Origin of the sequence: Streptosporangium sp. NPDC001681, from assembly GCF_040298085.1 — a bacterium.
In the GTDB taxonomy this organism is placed as follows: domain Bacteria; phylum Actinomycetota; class Actinomycetes; order Streptosporangiales; family Streptosporangiaceae; genus Streptosporangium.
Window position 1 is genome coordinate 1 of sequence record NZ_JBEOZN010000001.1, and the last position, 18,951, is coordinate 18,951.

Annotated in this window: 14 protein-coding genes and 1 other RNA gene; 6 read left to right on the forward strand and 9 right to left on the reverse strand. The window is 69.3% G+C overall.

Translation table 11 applies throughout. From position 1 onward, the window contains the following. Nucleotides 1–195: 195 nt before the first annotated feature. The 5 genes from ssrA to ftsE all read right to left on the reverse strand — a co-directional run bounded on the left by ssrA (nt 196) and on the right by ftsE (nt 5,020). Nucleotides 196–580: a transfer-messenger RNA gene (ssrA, locus tag ABT130_RS00005) on the reverse strand. 357 nt (nt 581–937) lie between these two features. Beyond that, nucleotides 938–2,827, reverse strand: a complete 1,890-nt coding sequence (locus ABT130_RS00010; protein WP_350951543.1) for a penicillin-binding transpeptidase domain-containing protein — start codon at nt 2,825–2,827, stop codon at nt 938–940. Continuing rightward, nucleotides 2,824–3,291 (reverse strand): SsrA-binding protein SmpB, encoded by a 468-nt coding sequence (smpB, locus tag ABT130_RS00015; protein ID WP_350920945.1) that lies wholly within the window; start codon nt 3,289–3,291, stop codon nt 2,824–2,826. Before smpB ends, ABT130_RS00010 begins: the two co-directional genes overlap by 4 nt. Before the next feature lie 99 nt (nt 3,292–3,390). Further along, on the reverse strand, nt 3,391–4,299 hold the full coding sequence (gene ftsX, locus ABT130_RS00020; RefSeq protein ID WP_350920942.1) for a permease-like cell division protein FtsX: 909 nt from the start codon (nt 4,297–4,299) through the stop codon (nt 3,391–3,393). Nucleotides 4,300–4,330: 31 nt separating this feature from the next. After that, nucleotides 4,331–5,020 (reverse strand): cell division ATP-binding protein FtsE, encoded by a 690-nt coding sequence (gene ftsE / locus ABT130_RS00025; protein ID WP_012888192.1) that lies wholly within the window; start codon nt 5,018–5,020, stop codon nt 4,331–4,333. A gap of 236 nt (nt 5,021–5,256) precedes the next feature. Between ftsE and ABT130_RS00030 the strand changes: the two genes are divergently transcribed. After that, nucleotides 5,257–5,445, forward strand: a complete 189-nt coding sequence (locus ABT130_RS00030; protein WP_350920940.1) for a hypothetical protein — start codon at nt 5,257–5,259, stop codon at nt 5,443–5,445. Nucleotides 5,446–5,507: 62 nt separating this feature from the next. Here ABT130_RS00030 and prfB read toward each other — a convergent pair whose 3' ends face one another. Then, entirely contained in the window at nt 5,508–6,629 is a 1,122-nt protein-coding gene (gene prfB / locus ABT130_RS00035) for a peptide chain release factor 2 (protein WP_350920937.1), read from the reverse strand. Between the two features lie 65 nt (nt 6,630–6,694). Between prfB and ABT130_RS00040 the strand changes: the two genes are divergently transcribed. After that, entirely contained in the window at nt 6,695–7,801 is a 1,107-nt protein-coding gene (locus ABT130_RS00040; RefSeq protein WP_350951545.1) for a DUF8094 domain-containing protein, read from the forward strand. A 42-nt stretch (nt 7,802–7,843) separates the two neighbouring features. Here ABT130_RS00040 and ABT130_RS00045 read toward each other — a convergent pair whose 3' ends face one another. From ABT130_RS00045 to ABT130_RS00055, 3 genes are all read right to left on the reverse strand, one after another. Beyond that, nucleotides 7,844–12,724, reverse strand: a complete 4,881-nt coding sequence (locus tag ABT130_RS00045; RefSeq protein WP_350951547.1) for an NAD-glutamate dehydrogenase — start codon at nt 12,722–12,724, stop codon at nt 7,844–7,846. A 548-nt stretch (nt 12,725–13,272) separates the two neighbouring features. Then, on the reverse strand, nt 13,273–13,476 hold the full coding sequence (locus ABT130_RS00050; protein WP_350920930.1) for a zf-HC2 domain-containing protein: 204 nt from the start codon (nt 13,474–13,476) through the stop codon (nt 13,273–13,275). Beyond that, nucleotides 13,476–14,024, reverse strand: a complete 549-nt coding sequence (locus ABT130_RS00055; RefSeq protein WP_451934903.1) for a sigma-70 family RNA polymerase sigma factor — start codon at nt 14,022–14,024, stop codon at nt 13,476–13,478. The genes ABT130_RS00050 and ABT130_RS00055 overlap by 1 nt, the downstream gene beginning before the upstream one ends. 276 nt (nt 14,025–14,300) lie before the next feature. On the opposite strand from ABT130_RS00055, the gene ABT130_RS00060 reads away from it, so the two are divergent. The 4 genes from ABT130_RS00060 to ABT130_RS00075 all read left to right on the forward strand — a co-directional run bounded on the left by ABT130_RS00060 (nt 14,301) and on the right by ABT130_RS00075 (nt 18,860). Then, the gene (locus tag ABT130_RS00060) at nt 14,301–14,975 is read left to right on the forward strand and encodes a DUF4142 domain-containing protein (protein WP_350920928.1); all 675 of its coding nucleotides are present in this window, start codon (nt 14,301–14,303) and stop codon (nt 14,973–14,975) included. After that, complete coding sequence (locus ABT130_RS00065) at nt 14,972–16,411, forward strand: DUF1996 domain-containing protein (RefSeq protein WP_350951549.1); 1,440 nt, start codon at nt 14,972–14,974, stop codon at nt 16,409–16,411. Before ABT130_RS00060 ends, ABT130_RS00065 begins: the two co-directional genes overlap by 4 nt. 173 nt (nt 16,412–16,584) lie before the next feature. Further along, nucleotides 16,585–17,406 (forward strand): ferric reductase-like transmembrane domain-containing protein, encoded by an 822-nt coding sequence (locus ABT130_RS00070; RefSeq protein ID WP_350951551.1) that lies wholly within the window; start codon nt 16,585–16,587, stop codon nt 17,404–17,406. Continuing rightward, entirely contained in the window at nt 17,403–18,860 is a 1,458-nt protein-coding gene (locus ABT130_RS00075) for an NADH-ubiquinone oxidoreductase-F iron-sulfur binding region domain-containing protein (protein ID WP_350951553.1), read from the forward strand. The genes ABT130_RS00070 and ABT130_RS00075 overlap by 4 nt, the downstream gene beginning before the upstream one ends. Nucleotides 18,861–18,951: the final 91 nt, after the last annotated feature.

Sequence of the window (18,951 nt, forward strand, 5' to 3'; positions counted from 1 at the left end):
AGCTTCACCCGAAGGGGTCCGGCACCAGCCGGACCCCTTCGGCCATTCCCACCGGGGTCACGGAAGCGACCACCGGCTTCACATAGATACCGAAGGGGGCCGGGCCATCCCGGCCGGGGGGGGGGGGGGGGGCGGCGCCCCCCCCCCCCCCCGCCCCTTCGGCGATCTGTTCCGCACGGTTCGAGCGCGGAACGGGGGTGGAGGTGGCGGGAATCGAACCCGCGTCCTTCAACTCCAAGACAGGGCTTCTCCGGGTGCAGCCTGCTGTGCTTTTCTCAGCCCCGGCAATCACGCAGGCAAGTCGCCGACGGGCTCAGCCACTGTAAGATTTCCCGATCTTCCCCGTGGCCGGGTCGATCGGTTGAGCCTCCTAGCGATGCCGGATCCGGGCCGGAGGCGCTCCCGGGCCGGCAGAAGTCACTCGCTGCTTAGGCGGCGAGTGCCAGGTTGCCCTGGCTGACTTCGGAGTGCGTCTTATTGGCACTTATTGGTCGCGGTCACAGTGTTAACGAGGTTATGTCCGCAGTCCTCGACCCGCTTCACCTGGCTTGCAAAGCCAAAGTCGAAACCAGTCACCCCCCTGTTGAATTTTCAACCCGCCCCCGAGGGGGCGAGCTATCCGAAGATACCTGTTACAACAGAGGTAACGCCAATCGAATTCCCGCCCGGTGCGCCGGGCGCGGCGGTGGGGGCGCGGCGGAGTGCGGGCACCGGGCCGGGAACACCGAAACCCCGGGGACGCCCGCGAATCGCGAGCGTCCCCGGGGTCGACCGGCAGGGTCGAGCCGGTCCTGACGGGCAGGGCCTCCCCCGAGATGAGGCCCTGATCTCATCACAGCGACCGAGCCCGCAACCCCCCAAGCGGTGCCCGGTCACTTAGAAGGACGCAAACGAGGCACCCTGCGGTTGCTCAGGGTGAAAAGAATATTCCGGGAGATCACAGCCCAGCGTGGAGCCCCTGGAAGAAGCGTCCCGCGGCGGCCGCACCTGCCGTGGGGTCAGGGCTCTGCATCAGCACGGCGACGGCCACGTCTCCCTGCCATCCCACGAACCAGGCGAACGGCTTGCGGTTCTGCGAGGCGACGGCCGTGATGCCGTGGACGGGGTCGCCGGGAGCCGCGGCGGCACGTGCCGAGCCCGCGGTCACGCCACTCCGCATGAAGGTGCGGAGGGTGTCGACGGTCTTGTCGTCCAGTTTGATCGGATCGGGCGCCTTGTAAGGCTCGGTCTCCGTCGTGGGATCGGTGGTCCGAGGGTCGGTGACCAGAACCGGCGGACGCCAGGTACCCGAGGCGACCGCCCCGGCGACCAGCGCCATGGAGAGCGGGCTGACCAGCACGTTCTGCCCGGCGAGTGCCTTCGCCGTGGCGGCGTCGTTCTTGAGCGGCCTCATGGAACCGCTGAACCCCTTCAACGGCAGGGCCCAGGGCGCCTCGATGCCGAACTTCGCGGCGGCGGACGCCAGTTCGGAGCCGTCGATCCTGCGGGCCAGCGAGGCGAGCGCGGTCACGCAACCGGTGGCGAAGTTGGCCTGAAGGGTCGGCGTCACCCCGATGGGCGCGCCCTCCTGATGGAACGCGACACCGGCGACGGTCCTGTCCGCGGGGCAGGCCAGCTTCTGTTTGGGGCTGATCCGCGCCTTGAGCATGCCCTCGACGGACATGATGGAGAACGTGGTCCCCGCGGGGAACCTCCCGGCGAGGGCGTGCTTCTCCTGGTTGTACTCGTTGGTGCTGGACACCGCCAGGATGTCGCCGGTCGAGGCCTGAACCGCGACCATCATGCCGGACCCGCCCAGCAGCGCACTGTCGGCCGCCTTCTGGTGGGCGCGGTCGAGCGTGGTCTGCACCGGCGAGGTGGAACGGTCGGGCCGCCACTTCTTGAGCTCGGTCACCTTGAGCGTCTTGAGATCGACAGTGATCACACGGGTGTCGGTCGAGCCGGTCAGGTTCTCCTGGTACGCCTTCTGCAGACCGGCCCTGCCGACCGTGTCCCCGGCCCGCTGCGGACCGCCGAGCTGCTGCTCGGTCTCGGGGGTGACGGCGGTGACGGTGCCGACGATCTGGGTGGGCGAGGCGGGGGCGACCGACTGCTCCTGCTGGGAGAGGATGATGCCGGGGATCGCCTCCAGCTGGGCGCGGAGCTGCCCGAACTTCGTACGGCCGAAGGTGACCAGCGGGACCTGGAGGTTGGGCTGGGCGGAACGGATCCGGCTCAGCAGGCGGTCATGCGGAAATCCAGTGATCTTGGAGAGCCGCTGGCAGAGCTTGTCCGCCTCGTCGTTCTTCAGATTGGCCGGAATCACGCTCGCCACGTGCAGGATGGCCTTCTCCTGCAGCGGGTCGCGGTTGCGGTCGAGGATCGGCTGACGCCCCTCGGGGGTGACCTTCACGGCGAACCGCTGCCCCTCGCGCAGCTGGGGGTGGAGAACGCTGGGCGACCAGCGCACCTTCCAGCTGCCGTCGACCAGGTGCAGCGGGAGCTTGCCCTCGTACTCCCACAGGGGGTTGTTCTCCCCCAGGTCGACCTCGGCGTCGAAGTCGGCCTCGACCTCGTCCGCGGCGCGCCGCATGCTCTTGACGTTGAAGCGGAACGAGGCCGCGTCCAGCTGGAGTTTGGCGTCTTCGAGCGCCTTGCTGACAACCTTCTCATCGCCGTCGGTGCGCTTGGCCGCCGCGGCGTAGTCGCCCGTCTGCCAGCCGATCAGGAAGTCGCGCACCGCCTCGTGGGCCGAGGGCTCCTCGAAGCAGGCGGACAGCATGGGAGCCGTCACCGCCAGCGCGAGCGCCGCGGAGGCGGCACGCCTGGCCCTTCCTCTCACCGTCATCTGTTCCTGTGCCTGAGCGCGCGTGCCATCTCCCGCTTGGCCTGGTTCTCGGCCAGCGTCTGCCGCTTGTCCCAGTCCTTCTTTCCCTTGGCGAGGCCGATCTCGATCTTGGCCCTGCCGTCCTTGAAGTAGATGGCGAGCGGCACCAGGGTCAGGCCGCCCTCCTTGGTCTTGGCGACCAGCTTGTCGATCTCCTTGCGATGCAGCAGGAGCTTGCGGGATCGGCGTGCGGCATGGTTGGTCCAGGTACCCATGGTGTATTCGGGGATGTGGACGTTGATCAACCATGCCTCGCCGTCCTTGATGACGGCGTACCCGTCGAGGAGGGAGGCGCGGCCGAGCCGCAGCGACTTGACCTCCGTGCCCTGGAGCACAAGACCAGCCTCGTAGGTGTCCTCGATGTGGTAGTCGTGCCAGGCACGCTTGTTCTGGGCGATTACCTTCCGCCCGGTCTCACGTGGCATGTCTTGAGCCTACCGGTCAGCGGAGCCGCGAACCGCGCCCGAGAGCGGCGCGCGGGCGCCGAGCGCCCGCGCGACGGTCCTGGAGGGGCAGGGGGGGTGTCACACCCGCAGGTAGCGGCGGAGCGTGACGAAGGAGGCCAGCACACAGATGAACACACCGATGACCATGGTGAGACTGATCACCGAGGCGACCGTCTCCCAGGAGAGCTGGCTGTTCGGGGAGAGGTAGAGCTGCACCCCGTCGAAGAGGAAGACCTTGCTGACGATCAGCATCACCGCGGACACCACACCACCGATCAGGCCGGCGATGACGCCCTCCATCACGAACGGGAGCTGGATGTAGAGGTTGGAGGCGCCCACCAGGCGCATGATGCCGGTCTCACGCCTGCGGTTGTACGCCGAGAGCCTGACGGTGTTGCCGATCAGCAGGGTGGCCGCGAAGACCAGGATGATCGCCACGATGAGGGCGGCCCAGCGGAGCTTCTCCAGCAGCCCGAAGAACTTCTCCAGGAGCTCCTTCTGGTTGACCACGTTGGAGACTCCCGGGGCACCCTTGACCGCCTCGATCACCGGCCCGTAGGCCTCCGGGTCCTTGAGCTTGACCCGCAGCGACTCGGGCATGTCCTCGACCTGGATGGCGGAGAGCAGCACCGTGTTGTTGGCGTTCTGGTCCCGGAAGTTCTTGTAGGCCTCGGCCGCGTTCTCCACGGTGACCTGCTCGACCTGCGGCATGGCCTCGATGGTCGCCTTCAGCTCGGCCTGCTCCTGGGCGTTGACGCCGCCACTGCCCTTGCACTGCGGGAAGGGGTCGTTCTTCTTGCACAGGAAGACCGAGACCTCGACCTTGTCCGCCCAGAAGTCCTTCATGCTGGAGATCTGGGAGTTGATCATCAGACCGACGCCCAGCAACGCCATGCCGATCGCCACGGTCACGATGACCGCGATGGTCATCGTGAGGTTGCGGCGGAGGCCGATCCAGACCTCGGAGAAGATGAAGTTTGCCCGCATGCTCTTCCTGTCGCTCTTTCCGGTCCTGGTGTCAGTACGCCTGGCCGTACACGCCCCGCGACTGGTCACGGACGATCTTGCCGTCCTCCAGTTCCACCACCCGCTTGCGCATGGAGTCGACGATGGCCGCGTCGTGCGTGGCCATGACGACCGTGGTGCCGGTCCGGTTGATCCGGTCGAGCACCTTCATGATGCCGATGCTCGTCGCGGGGTCGATGTTTCCGGTCGGCTCGTCGGCCAGCAGGATCATCGGCCGGTTGACGAACGCCCGGGCCATCGCGACCCGCTGCTGCTCGCCACCGGACAGCTCGTCGGGCATTCGGTGTGCCTTGCCTTCAAGGCCGACGAGCTCGACGACCTCGGGGACCACCTTACGGATGAAACGCCGTGGCTTGCCGATCACCTCCAGAGCGAACGCGACATTTTCATACACGTTCTTGTTCGGGAGCAGCCGGAAGTCCTGGAAGACACAACCGATCCGGCGGCGCAGGTGCGGGATCTTGAAGTTGGACAGTCGGGCGAGGTCCTTGCCGGCCACGTGGATCGCGCCCGAGTTGGGGCGCTCCTCCTTCAGGACCAGGCGGAGAAAGGTCGATTTCCCGGACCCCGAGGGGCCAACGAGGAACACGAACTCGCCCTTGTCGACATCGACGCTGACGTGGTCCAGCGCGGGCCGGTTCTGGTTCGCGTAGACCTTGGTGACATTATCAAAATGGATCACGGGCGCATCACGGCATGCCAGTCTAGGGGGTAGGACGGTCGCAGGAGTGGCAGAGGGCCACTTCCACCTCTCGCCGGTCGGGGGGCGCCGGTCATTTACGCTTGATCGACGTTCCGGTTGGCCGGAGCCCAGTCTAGGGGGAAGACTGGCATGGAACGTCCATAACGGAAACAAAACGATTCGGCGCCCGGTAACGACCGGATAAAGTGGTTCTGACCTCGAAGAGGGAGGACGGCATGAGCTGTGAAGACCTGGTCTGCGCGGGGTGTGCTCACCCCGTGGCCGAGGGCCGCTGCCCTCGCTGCCGCGCGTACCGCGCTCAGCATCACCACGGCCTCGGCGGCATGACCCCCGCGTTCATCGCCCTGGTGCTGATCGTGCTCTTCTTCCTCACCCTGGCTCTGAGACACCTCAGCGGTACCTGACGGCGTCCCTGGGGGACAACGGCCTCACGGACGCCCAGGCGCCCGTGAGGCGAGCACGCGGCCTAGCCGCCCTCGACGCCCGCCTCCTGGCGGCGGGTCCAGCGGATCTCGGCCTCGATGAAGCCGTCCAGGTCTCCGTCGAGCACCGCGCCCGGGTTGCCCGCCTCGGCGCCCGTCCGCAGGTCCTTGACGATCTGGTAGGGGTGCAGCACGTAGTTGCGGATCTGGGTGCCCCACGACGTGGTCGACTCGCCCCGGATCTCGTTCAGCGCCGCCGCCTCCTCCTGCCGCTTGCGCTCCAGCAGCTTGGACTGCAGGACCGCCATCGCGGTCGCCTTGTTCTGCAGCTGCGAGCGCTCGTTCTGGCAGGAGACCACGATGCCGGTGGGCAGGTGGGTCAGCCGGACCGCGGAGTCGGTCGTGTTGACGCCCTGGCCGCCGGGGCCCGAGGAGCGGTAGACGTCGACACGCAGATCGTCCTCGTTGATGTCGATGTGGTCCGTCGTCTCGACGACCGGCACCACGTCGACGCCCGCGAAGGAGGTCTGGCGGCGGCCCTGGTTGTCGAACGGGCTGATGCGGACCAGGCGGTGCGTGCCGTGCTCGCCGCGGAGGGTGCCGTACGCGTACGGCGCCTTGACCGTGAAGGTCGTCGACTTGATCCCGGCCTCCTCCGCGTAGGAGGTCTCGTAGATGTCCGTCGGGTAGCCCTTGCGCTCGGCCCACCGCAGGTACATCCGCTGGAGCATCTGGGCCCAGTCGGCGGCGTCCACGCCACCGGCCTGGGACTGGATGGTGACGACCGCCTCGCGGGCGTCGTACTCACCGGACAGCAGGGTGCGGACCTCCAGCGCGCCGATGTCGCTCTTCAGGGACGCCAGCTCGCGGTCGGCCTCCTGCTGGGTGTCCTCGTCGTCCTCGGAGGCGGCCAGCTCGTACAGGACTGAGAGGTCGTCCAGCCGCCGCCCCAGCGACTCGACCCTGTTGACCTCGCCCTGGAGGTAGGAGAGCTTGCTGGTGACCTTCTGGGCACGCTCCTGGTCGTTCCACAGGTCCGGCGCGGCGGCCTGATCCTCCAGCTCCTCGATCTGCTTGCGAATCGCGCCGAGGTCGAGCACGTCCTGGATGCTGTTCAGCGTCCCGGTAAGCTCGTTGATCTGTTCTGCCGGATCGATGAGTGCCACGTCTGTAAAGGGTACGCGACCTTCACACCCGATCGTGTACGGCACTCTCCCCCACCATGGCTAGCATGGCCCGCATCGGGGAGCATCGGGAGGTGGACGTGCGCGGACGCAGGCGAAGGGGCGTGCTCGCGCTCGCGCTGGCACTGGCCGCCGCGACCGCGGCGTGTTCCGATCCCCGTTCCGTCTCCGGTGACGCGCGGCCGGGGCGGAGCCCGTCGGGATCTCCGGCCGGTGACACGTCGGCCGCCCGCCCCACGACGGCGCCGTCGCTCCCAGCGCCTCCGGTCACGCTCGACGAGGCGGCGAAGGCCCTGGCCGGCATCCTGGGCGCCGACGGGGTGCTGGGTGCGGCGACGCCGCACCTGGACGCCGACCGCAGGCTCATGCGGGAGCAGACCCGCGACGGGCAGGAGGCCCTCACGGTGGCGGCCTTCAACGGCTCCGCCGGGGCACTCCCCTCGTACACGTGGGGCACCCCCGAGCTGCTGGTCCCGCGCGGGCAGGACGGTCCCCTCTGGTTCGCCGCGATCGTGGACCGCAGGGAGCCCTCCGGCGGGGTCCGCACCGCCGTGCTGACCCTCATGCGGTCACCCGGGGAGGATTGGCGGCTCAGCTCGACCTCGCTGCTCGATGAGGGCACCCGGCCCCCCGAGATCACCAAGGACGCCGACGGGTACGCGACGTCGCTGGGCGAGGATGACGCGACCGTGGCGATCAGCCCACGGCTCATGGCCCCGCTGCACGCGACCTCGGCCGAGGAGGGCGAGCGGGGGTTCGCGGCCGGGCTGATCGAGAAGAGCCCGCACACGACCGGCTTCGCCGACGAGATCGCGAAGCGGCGCAGGGACGGGAAGAGCGCGTGCCTGGGCTACGACTCGATCTTCGCCGCGAGCAGCTACCCGGTGCACGCGTTGCGCACCACCGACGGCGGCGCGCTGGTCGTCTACTCGCTGATCAGGACGACGACCAGGAGCGTCAAGATCGATCCGTGCGCGTCGGACGCCCGTATCCCGCCGGACGCCAGGAAGCTGACGACCGAGAGCTTCATCCGTGAGGAACTGCGCACCGTGGAGACACAGCTGTACGTGAGCACGGTCCCGGCCAAGGACAGCGGCCGGCCCGCCAGGGTCATCGGCTACCTGGGCGGCCTCACGAAGGTCATCGTGAGCTGACCGGTCCGCCCGGGTCCCCCGCGAGGGACCCGGGCGGGCGGCTCACGCCTCGGCGTGCGGGAGGTTGACGGTGGCCGCCAGCGTGCGGATCGCGCGCAGCGCCACCGACAGGGTCGCGAGGTCGAAGTTGTCGCTCTCCCAGATCTCCGACAGGGTCTGCTTCGCCCGCGAGACCGCGGCCGAGTTGGCCTCGGCCCAGCGCGCCAGGCGCTCCTCGGGCGACAGCCCCGGCGCGCTGTGCACCAGGACGTTGTGGGTGAGCGCCGCGTGCGCGGCGTAGAGATCGTCGCGGAGCGCGGCCCGCGCCATGGAGTTCCAGCGGCTGTCCCTGGGCAGCGCGATGACGCGCTCGCGCAGCCTGGAGAGCTGAAGCCGGTCGGCGAGGTCGAAGTAGACCTCGGCGACGTCGTGCACCGGCCTGTCGGTGCGCGCGGCCACCTCGACCAGATCGAAGGTGGAGTAGGCGGGCACCATCGCGGCGACGCGCTCGGCCAGCTCGGCGGGGACGCCCCGGGAGACGAAGCCGTCGCGCCGCTCCTCGAACGCGACCAGGTCGGCCCCGGTCAGCAGCTTGGGCAGGTGCGGCAGCAGGCCGTTCATACTCTTGGCGAAGAAGTCGACCGTGGAGGCCAGGTCCAGCGGCGGGCGCCGGTTGCCCAGCAGCCACCTGGTGCCCCGCTCGACGAGCTTGCGGGCCTCCAGCTCCATGGCGATCTGGGCGGAGGTGTCGACCTTGTTGTCCAGCTCCTCGATCTGGCGCCAGAGGCTGGGCAGGTCGAAGACCTCGCGCGTCACCAGGTAGGCGCGGGCGATGTCGGGAGTGGACGCGCCGCTCTCCTCACCGAGGCGGAACATGAAGGTGGTCCCGCTGGAGTTGACCAGATCGTTCACCACACCGGTGGTGATGATCTCCCTCCGGAGCGGGTGGGTGTCCATGTAGGCGCGAACCTCCCCGTCGCGCAGTGCCGAGGGGAAGTAGGACACCAGCCAGGACGCCAGGTAGGGATCGTCCGGCAGGTCGGAGGCGAGGATCTCGGCGTCGGTCACCAGCTTGGTGTAGGCCAGCAGCACCGAGAACTCCGGCGCGGTGAGTCCGAGCCCGGCCTGACGGCGCTCGGCGAGCGTCTTGTCCGACGGCAGGAACTCCAGCTCCCGGTTGAGCAGGCCGGCCCGCTCCAGCTTGCGCAGCTGGCGCGAGTGGATGTGCAGCATGTCGGCCGCCTGCTCGCGGGCGGCGGCCAGAACCACGTTCTGGTCGTAGTTGTCACGCAGGACCAGCTGGGCCACCTCGCCGGTCATGTCGAGGAAGAGCTGGTTGCGCCGCTTGTCGGTGAGATCCCCCTCCCGGATCGCCCGGTCCAGGAGGATCTTGATGTTGACCTCGTGGTCGGAGGTGTCCACACCGGCGGAGTTGTCGATGAAGTCGGTGTTGATCAGCCCGCCGTTGAGCGCGAACTCTATCCGGGCGAGCTGGGTGAAGCCCAGGTTGCCGCCCTCGCCGATCACCTTGCAGCGCAGCTCGGCGGCGGTGACCCGCAGGCCGTCGTTGGCCTTGTCGCCGACGTCGGCGTTGGACTCGCTCGACGCCCTGACGTAGGTGCCGATGCCGCCGTTCCACAGCAGGTCGACCGGGGCTCGCAGGATGGCGCTGATCAGGTCGGCCGGGGCCAGCGACATCACGTCGTCGTCGAGGCCGAGCACGGCGCGCATCTGCGCGGAGATGGGGATCGACTTGGCCGTACGGGGCCAGACGCCGCCTCCGGTGGAGATCAGCGAGGCGTCGTAGTCGGCCCATGAGCTGCGGGGCAGCGCGAACAGCCGGGCGCGCTCGGCGTAGCTCCGGGCGACGTCCGGGTGGGGGTCGACGAAGACGTGCCGGTGGTCGAACGCCGCGACCAGCCGGATGTGCTGGGAGAGCAGCATGCCGTTACCGAACACGTCACCGGACATGTCGCCGATTCCGGCCACGGTGAAGTCGGTGTTCTGGATGTCGACACCGGTCGTGCGGAAGTGGTACTTGACCGACTCCCAGGCGCCCCGGGCGGTGATGCCCATGGCCTTGTGGTCGTAGCCGATCGAGCCGCCGGAGGCGAAGGCGTCGCCCAGCCAGAAGCCGTACTCCTTGGACACGGCGTTGGCGATGTCGGAGAACGTCGCGGTGCCCTTGTCCGCGGCGACCACCAGGTAGGTGTCGTCCTCGTCGTGCCTGACCACGTCGGCGGGCGGGACGACCTGGCCGTCGACGAGGTTGTCCGTGAGGTCGAGCAGCCCGGAGATGAACATCCGGTAGCAGGCGATGCCCTCGGCCAGGGTGTCCTCCCGCGATCCCGACTTCGGCGGATTTTTGACGACAAAGCCACCCTTGGAGCCGGTGGGAACGATGACGGTGTTTTTCACCATCTGCGCCTTCACCAGCCCGAGCACTTCGGTGCGGAAGTCCTCCATCCGGTCCGACCAGCGCAACCCACCCCGCGCGACCTTGCCGAACCGCAGGTGAACACCCTCGACCCGGGGCGAGTAGACGAACACCTCGAACTTCGGCCGGGGCAGCGGCAGCACGCTGATCGACGGCGAGTCCAGCTTCAGGCTGACGTACGGCTTGCGCTCGCCGCCGACCCGCTGGAAGTAGTTGGTCCGGAGCGTGGCCCCGATCATCTCCAGGTAGGCCCGCAGGATCCGGTCCTCGTCCAGGGAGGCCACCTCGTCCAGGGCCGCGAGGATCTCCTCGTGCAGCGCGTCGGCCAGGTCCGTGCGGACCTCCGCCGGGCGCCGGGGGTTGAGCCTGGCCTCGAACAGGCGCACCAGCAACCGCGCGAGCCGCACGTTGCCCATCAGCACCCGCTCGATGTACTCCTGGCTGAACGTGGTGCCCGCCTGGCGCAGGTACCTGGCGTAGACGCGCAGGATCTCGGCCTGCTCCCAGGTCAGACCGGCGGTCAGGACCAGCCCGTTGAACCCGTCGCTCTCCACCCGCCCGGCCCACAGGGCGCCGAACGCGTCCTGGAAGAGCCGCTTGAACTCGTCCCTGTCCACCTCGGGCGAGGGCGTGTAGCGCAGGCCGAAGTCGTAGATCCAGGCGTCCTTGGTCGCCGGGTCGTTGTCACGGTCGATCTCGTACGGCCGCTCGTCGACCACCTCCACGCCCATCCGCTGGAGCAACGGCAGCACCCTCGACAGGGAGACCGGCGCGCCGAGGCGGTAGAGCTTGAAGCGACGCTCTCCCTCCGAGGCGTCGTAGGGCTCGTAGAGGTTCATCCCGATCTCGTCGGAGGAGCCGGCCAGCGCCTCCAGGCGACGCAGGTCGGCGACCGCCATCCGGGCGGGGAAGTCGGCCTTGTACCCCTCGGGGAACGCCGAGGCGTAGCGGCGGACGAGCCTGGGGGCCTCGTCCTCGGGGCTCAGCTCGGTGATCGCGGTGACCAGGTCGTCCTCCCAGGACCTGGTGGCGGCGGCCAGCCTCGCCTCCAGTTCCTCGACGTTCACCGCGTCGGCGTGCAGCGGCCTGCCGCGCTCGCCACGCACGACCACGTGCAGCCGGGCGAGGGCCGACTCGCCGATCATCGCGCTGTAGTCGAAGGAGGTGCCGCCGAGCGCCCTGAGCAGGATGTCCTGCATCTTGACGCGGATCTTGGTGGTGTAGCGGTCGCGCGGAAGGTAGATCATGCACGAGACGTAACGGCCGTAGTCGTCAGGGCGGAGAAAGACCTTGACCTGCTTGCGCTCGCGGAGTCTGAGCACGCCGAGCGCGATCGGCAGCAGCTGCTCCACCGAGGTCTGGAAGAGCTCGTCCCTGGGGAAGGTCTCCAGGATCTCGATGAGGTCCTTGCCGTCGTGGCTGTCCGCGGTCAGGCCGGCGAGCACGATCACCTCGGCCAGCTTGCGCCGGAGCACCGGGACGCGCGAGATCGACTCGCTGTAGGCCACATGGGTGAAGAGGCCGAGGAAGCGCCGCTCACCGACGACCTCGCCCGAGGCGTCGAAGAGCTTGACGCCCACGTAGTCGAGGTAGGCGGGCCGGTGGACCGTGGCGCGGGTGTTGGCCTTGGTGATGATCAGCATCTGCTGTTTCTCACGGGCCTTGGCGCGCAGCTCGGGAGAGAGCGCGGCGAAGCTGCCGGAGTCGGCACGGTCGTTGCGGAGGATGCCCAGCCCGGTCCCGGGCATCGGGTGCAGCCTGTCGCCCTCCTCGCTCTCCTCCAGGCGGTATTCGCGGTAGCCCAGGAAGGTGAAGTGCCCGTCGGCCAGCCAGCGCATCAGCTCCAGGCTGTCCTCCACCCCGGCGGGGTCGAGGGGCGGCGGGTTGGCCGAGATGTCCTCGGCGGTCCGCAGGGCGAGCGCACGCATCTTGACGAAGTCCTCGACGGCGCCGCGCACGTCCTCCAGGACGCGCTGCAGTTCGGCCTCTATCGACCTGAGCACGGCGGGGTCGGTCTGCCTGTCGATCTCGAAGTGCATCCAGGACTCGGCGAGCATCTGCCCGGTGACGTCCTCCTGGCCGCGTCCGAGCAGCTTGCCGGTCATGTCCCTGCGCACCCGCATCTGCGGGTGGATGACCAGGTGGGTGCCGATGTCGTGGCGGTCGAGCTCCATCGTCACCGAGTCGACGAGGAAGGGCATGTCATCGGTGACGATCTCCACGATGGAGGACCCGGGGTCCCAGCCGTGCTCCTCCAGGCTCGGCGTGTAGGCCCGGACCAGGGCTCGGCCCTGGGGGCGCTCCCTGGCGAGCTGCCGCTGGGCGATCGCCGGGCCGTACAGATCGACCGGATTCCGGCTCAGCAGGTCCTCCGGGGCGACATGCCGGTAGTAGAGCCGCAGAAAGGCGAGCGCCTCCTCCACGCCCACGTGGTCGCTGCCAGGTGTGTGCGCGCACGTCTCGGCGGCACTCCTCAGCAGCTCGTCCTTGGCCTCGTCGAGCGGCATGTCGCTCTCACTCCTTTGTGAGGGATTTTGCACATTTTGATGAGGAACCATGTTGAAACTCATGATTCCCGCCAGGGAGAAAGTGATGTCTCCGCACCCGCGTTCCGGTGTGCGGCGCCCTCTTCGGGCCGCCCCTTCCCGGTCACGCTCCCCGTTCGGAGACCCGGGGCGCGGAACGCCCGCCACACGGTGGCCGTCTCGTCACGGGTGGGTGGGGTTCCGGCCGATCGCCTCGGCTCGTCATGTGAGCCGAGATCTCTCACCGTCGCCCGCGGAGAACGGAAGGTCTCCGGGCCGGAGACGACGGGCTCTCCCTGGGAGATGGCGGTAGGACAATCATCCCACAGGGTCGCCTCGGCGAGGCTACGGCGCAGCCGGGCGAGTCGGGGCTCGCTCCCTGCACCTCGCCCGGCGGGCGGGGCCGTCCAGCCCGCACTCCGCCCATCGGGCTTGGCCCGTGGCACGACACCTCCAGTGGCCCTTTGTCCCGATCCTCGTTGACCGGGGCACACCACCGTTACTGATATCACCCGAAAACCGGCCAAACGTCAATGTGACGTTCGACCGTCGTCCATGGAGTTGGAGCGGTCCCGCCGGACCACATCGAGGAATCCGGGAACCTCGCTCAGTTCCCGGAGCTCGATCTGGCACTCCTCGCACGTCATGAGGTGACGTTGGAACGCCTCGTGGTCCTCTTCGTCGAGCACCCCGAGGGCGTACGCCGCCACGTCATGATGCGGGGAGGGGAACATCAGCTCGCGACACCTCTCTCCTTCAGAACCTTTCGGAGAGCCCGGATCCCGTAGTAGAGCCGGGACTTGACCGTACCCGGCGGTATCCCGAGGATTTCCGCCGCCTCGTTAATCGTACGGTCCCGTAGGTAAGTCTGCTCGATGACTTCACGGTGTTCTGGGGACAGTTCTCGCAACGCCTCGGCGACGATCATCGCCTCCAGCGCGCGATCGGCTCCGTCGGGAACCGGCACAGCGTTCGCGTCGGCGGGTTCGACCTCCTGTGGTCTGGTCCCTCGCCTGCGACGACCGTCGATGACGATACGGCGGGCGACGGTGAGGAGCCAGGCCCACAACAGACCCGGCTCTCGTTGCAACCTCTCTGCGTTACGCCAGGCTCGGACGAGCGTCTCCTGGACGACGTCCTCCGCCCATTGCAGGTCGTTGCCTGTGGCCTTGCGCACATGACGGAGCAAGGGGACACCGAACTCCCGATACAGGTCCTCTACCAGGACGACATCGGTGTCCGTGCTCTCGAACCGACTGTCGAGTTGACGACGCACGGGCACATCTTTACACCTTCGTTATCAGTCACGTCTGCAACTCCTGCAACTCCGGTCATTTCTAACTATCTACTCACTTCCCATGAACCGGCCCGGGTGATACCGCGTACCTCCCCCCAAGTGCGCCCGCATCGGCGGGCCTCGGGGAAAGGAAACGACATGGCAGTGCGGCACATCCCGTGGCCGGTCGGAACTGTCCTCCTCCTGGCGTACCCGGTCCTCCCCGGGCCGGGCACCGAGAAGGCCCTGGTGAAGGCCGGTATCTGAGAGCGGAACCGGGCCATGTTCAGATCACTGTTCCGCCGCTTCAAGAACGGCGAACCCCTGCTGTTCGGGGTCTTCATCGCGGTCGCCGCGGTGGCGGTCGTCCTGATCACCCCACCCGGCGGCACCGCTTCCCTGGCCACCGAGGGCTGGACCCAGACCCCGCAGGGGCCCCTGGGACCGGCCGACCGCGACCTGCTGGTCAAGGTCCGCCTGGCCGGGCTCTGGGAGATTCCCAGCGGCCGGCAGGCCCAGCAGCGGGCCGCGGGCAAGCGGGTGAAGGAGGTCGGCATGCACCTGATGACCGACCACCTCAAGCTCGACGAGGAGGTTCGCGCCCTCGCCGCCAAGCTGAACGTGCCGCTGCCCAGCCGGCCCAACGCCGACCAGCAGTCCTGGATGGCGCAGCTGGCGGCGGTGAACGCCGGCGCCGAGTACGACCTGCTGTTCACCCGGCTGCTGCGGCAGGCCCACGGCAAGGTCTTCACGGTGGTCGCCGCGGTACGCGCGGGCACCCGCAACGACCTGGTCCGGCCATTCGCCCAGCGGGCGGTGGAGGTGGTCATGAAGCACATGACCCTGCTGGAGAGCACGGGGCTGGTCGACTACTCGACCCTGCCGGAACCCCCCGCGCCCTCGCCACCGCCCGTCACAGCCGCTCTCGACACACCTGTGAGGAGAGAACACGCATGAAACGCATGAAACGCTCGCTCGTCTCCCTGTCAGCGCTGGCGCTCGCCGCCGGCACGCTCACCACCGTCACGTTCACGGCGGCGCGCACGGCCCCCGCCTACGCCGACCACTGCGATCCCGCCGAGCAGGGCCAGAACCAGCGGAGCCGACAGAACCAGGCGCCCCCCACGCAGGACGCCCCGGCCGAGAATCCGCCGGCCCAGGACCAGCCCGCGCAGAACCCTCCAGCCCAGGACCAACCCGCCCAGGACCAACCGGCACAGGACCAGCCCCCGCAAGATCAGCCGGCTCAGAACCCGCCGGCGCAGGACCAGCCCGCCCAGGACCAGGCCGCCGACGCGCCCCCCGCGGCCGGAAGCCTCATTCAGGCGGCTCCCACGCCGCCGGCCGCCCCCGAGGAGTCCGTCGACCGGCAGACCGCCCAGAACAACATCGACTCCCGCCGCAGGCAGCCCACGCAGGCCCCCACTCAGGCGCCCACTCAGGCGCCCACCGATGCCCCGCCGGCCGACGCGCCCACGGACGCTCCCCCCGGCCAGACCCCCGCTCCCCCGCAGGACGAGCAGGAGTGCGCCGACCTCGGGCCGTTCCCCGAGGACTTCATAGACATCCGGCAGGTCCAGCGGAACCTCCAGGACGTCAGGACCCGGCGCGGCGGCTCGGGCGGCACCTTCACCTCCCGGTGCGGCAGGAACGAGAACGGCCACCGCAACCCGGACAACTTCATCGTGGCCCCGGGGGTGAGCAACGGCGCCCACCACATCCACGACTACGTCGGAAACCTGTCGACCGACGCCTTCAGCACCGACCAGTCCCTGGCCGCGGCGGGCACCACGTGCGCGCTCGGCGACCGCTCGACCTACTTCTGGCCGGTCCTGCGCGACCGCACGTCCGACGCCAACGCCACCGACCCGGACGGCAACGTCGGCACCATCCTGCGGGCCCGCCAGGTGAGCCTGCAGTTCCGCGGCAACCCGGTGGCCAGGGTGACCGCCATGCCGCGCTTCATCAGGATGATCACCGGTGACGCCAAGGCCGCCACGAACGGCGGTGCGAACGCCCTGGCCAAGTGGACCTGCACCGGGTTCACCAACCGGATCACCACCAAGTACCCGCTCTGCCCCCGAGGCAGCCTGCTCGTGCGGATCCTGGACTTCCCCAGCTGCTGGGACGGCCAGAACACGGACAGCGCCAACCACCGCACGCACGTGCTGTTCCCCGACGCGGGCGGCGCCTGCCCGTCCGGTACCAGGCCGATCCCGCAGCTGCGGATGACCCTGGTCTACTCCACCCCGCGTACGGCCTCCTTCGCGCTGGACGCCTTCCCCGAGCAGCGCCACAGCCCCGTCACCGACCACGCCGACTTCGCGAACGTGATGCCCGACCGGCTCATGAGGTTCGCCGTCGACTGCATCAACCGGGGGCGTCGCTGCTGACGATGTCCCCCGGAGTCCCCCGGAGTCCCCCGGCGTCCCCCGGAGCCGCCGCTCCCCGTCTCCGCGCCTCTTCCACACCCCCGCGGAGGCCGGGGAGCGGCATCTCGCAGTACCAGAGTCCATCTCCCTCGCACGCAGACGTCGTCGAGCCGCTTCGCAGACAGGAGCAACAGGTGGGTAACAGACGGACTCCGCGACACACCCGCTCGGAGGCCGGGACAGGTCTCGACCGAAGACCCGCCAGGATCGGTCTCGGTGCCACGATCACGGTCTCCGTGGTCGGCCTGCTCATGCTCGGGCGGACCGGGCCCGGCATGGAGATGGCCGCGACCGTCCGTGGGGTCTTCTCGTTCTTCGGGGGCGTGATCGCCCTCGTGTCGTTCACCGCGACCGTGGCACTCGGCCTGCTATCGGCCGACCGGATCGTGCTGCCCGTCCCGGGCCGGATCCGCTCCCAGTTCGTGCACCGGGCCACCGCCATGATCGGTATGGGCTCCCTGGGCATCCACGTCATCATGAAGATCATCGAAAGCAGGACCTCCCCCGCCTCCGCCGTGGTCCCGCTGGCCGCCGGCGGCCAGGGGCTGTACGTCGGTTTCGGCGCCATCGCCTCCGACCTGATGATCCTCGTCTTCCTCACCGGGGTCGCCCGGGCCAGGTTCGCGGAGAACAACAGGCCGTGGCTCTGGCGGCTGCTGCACGGCTCCGCCTACCTGGCGTGGCCGCTGGCGGTCCTGCACGGGCTGACCGCGGGCCGCCGTCCCGCCGAGTGGGTGACCTGGAGCTACGTGATCTGCCTGGTCGCGGTGGGCGCGGCCCTGCTGATCAGGGTGATCTCCGAGCTGCAGCCCGGGCGGATCCCGGTACGCGAGGAGGCCGCCGTGGAGGCGCCCGCCGCCGTGGAGCTGACCCCGCCCACGAGCATCATCGGCCGCATCCCGCGCCAGGTGCGCGAGAACCCACCGGAGCTTCGCCGCATCGGAGGCGTTGGATGATCCCTTACCGCGTTCCCCCGGTCCGGCAGCTGGGGCCGGCCCGGCTGACCGCCGGGCTGGAGGACTGCCGCAGGATGGACCTCGCGGCCCACCGCGACATGCACGGCACGGCGCCCGGCATGTCCGGCGAGGAGCTGGCGGCGCTGGCCGACGAGGTGGACATGCGCGGGCGGGGCGGGGCCGCCTTCCCCTTCGCCCGCAAGGTCCGCGCGGTGATGGACAAGAAGCCGGAGAAGATCGTCCTGGTCAACGCGGCCGAGGGCGAGCCGGCCAGCAGCAAGGACACGATGCTGCTCACCAGAACCCCCCACCTGGTCATCGAGGGTGCGCTGCTCGCGGCGGGCGCGATCGGCGCCAAGCAGGTCGTGATCGCGACGGTCGAGGGCGGCATGGGCCAGACCTCCGTCACCGCCGCGGTCGAGGAGCGGGGCATCGGCGACCAGGTCCGGGTGGCCGGCATCGTCGAACGGTTCATCTCCGGCGAGGGCGGCGCCCTGGTCAGGTCGGTGAACGGGCAGGTCGGAGAGCCGCCGGGCCGTAAGGTCAGGGCCGTCGAGAGCGGGGTGAACGGGCTGCCCACCCTGCTGTCCAACGCCGAGACCTACGCCCAGCTCGCGGTCCTCGCGACCCTGGGCGCCGAGCGGTACGCCGACGTCGGCACGGCGCGCGAGCCCGGCACGGTGCTGCTCACCGTGGGAGGTTCGGCCAAGGCCCCGGCCGTCGTCGAGGTCGCGACCGGCACACCGCTCTACGCCGTCCTGAACGCCTGCCAGGCCTCCACCGGCGACGGCGTGCTGGTCGGCGGCTACCACGGCGCGTGGCTCCACGCGGACGCCGCGGCCGTGGCGACCGTCTCCCGGCAGGGCATCGCCGAGGCGGGCGGCCGGCTCGGCGCCGGGATCATCGTGCCGCTCGGCGGGGAGAGCTGCCCGCTGGGCGAGACGGTCAGGGTGGCGAGATACCTGGCCGCCCAGTCGTCGGGGCAGTGCGGTCCGTGCCGTCTCGGCCTCCCGGGCGTCGCGCAGTCGATGGCCGAGGTCATGGGCGGCTCCGCCGCCGCCCTGGACGAGCTGCGCGCCAGGGCGGCGAGCGTCAAGGGCAGGGGCGCGTGCTTCCACCCCGACGGTACGGCCAGGTTCGTGCTGTCGGCGCTGGACGCCTTCCCCGACGACATCGAGGCACACCTCCTGCACGGCACCTGCGGGCGCCCGGTGCACGGCGTGCTCCCCCTGCCCCCGCAGGAGAACGAGCCCGAGGTGAAGCTGACCGTGGACTGGACCCGCTGCCAGGGCCACGGCCTGTGCGCCCGGCTCGCCCCCGACCTCGTCCGGCTCGACGAGCACGGCTACCCGGTGTTCGGCCGCGACACCGTACCCGCCCAGTTCCGGCGGATGGCCCGCAGGGCCGTCGAGATGTGCCCCGCCCTCGCACTGCGCGTGGTGCAGGGGACCTGACCCCGTCGAGACCCGTCGCACGAACGGTGATGCGAATGTGACCAACCAGGTGACGGATGCGGTCGTCCTATCGGGTAGTCGACACGGAACC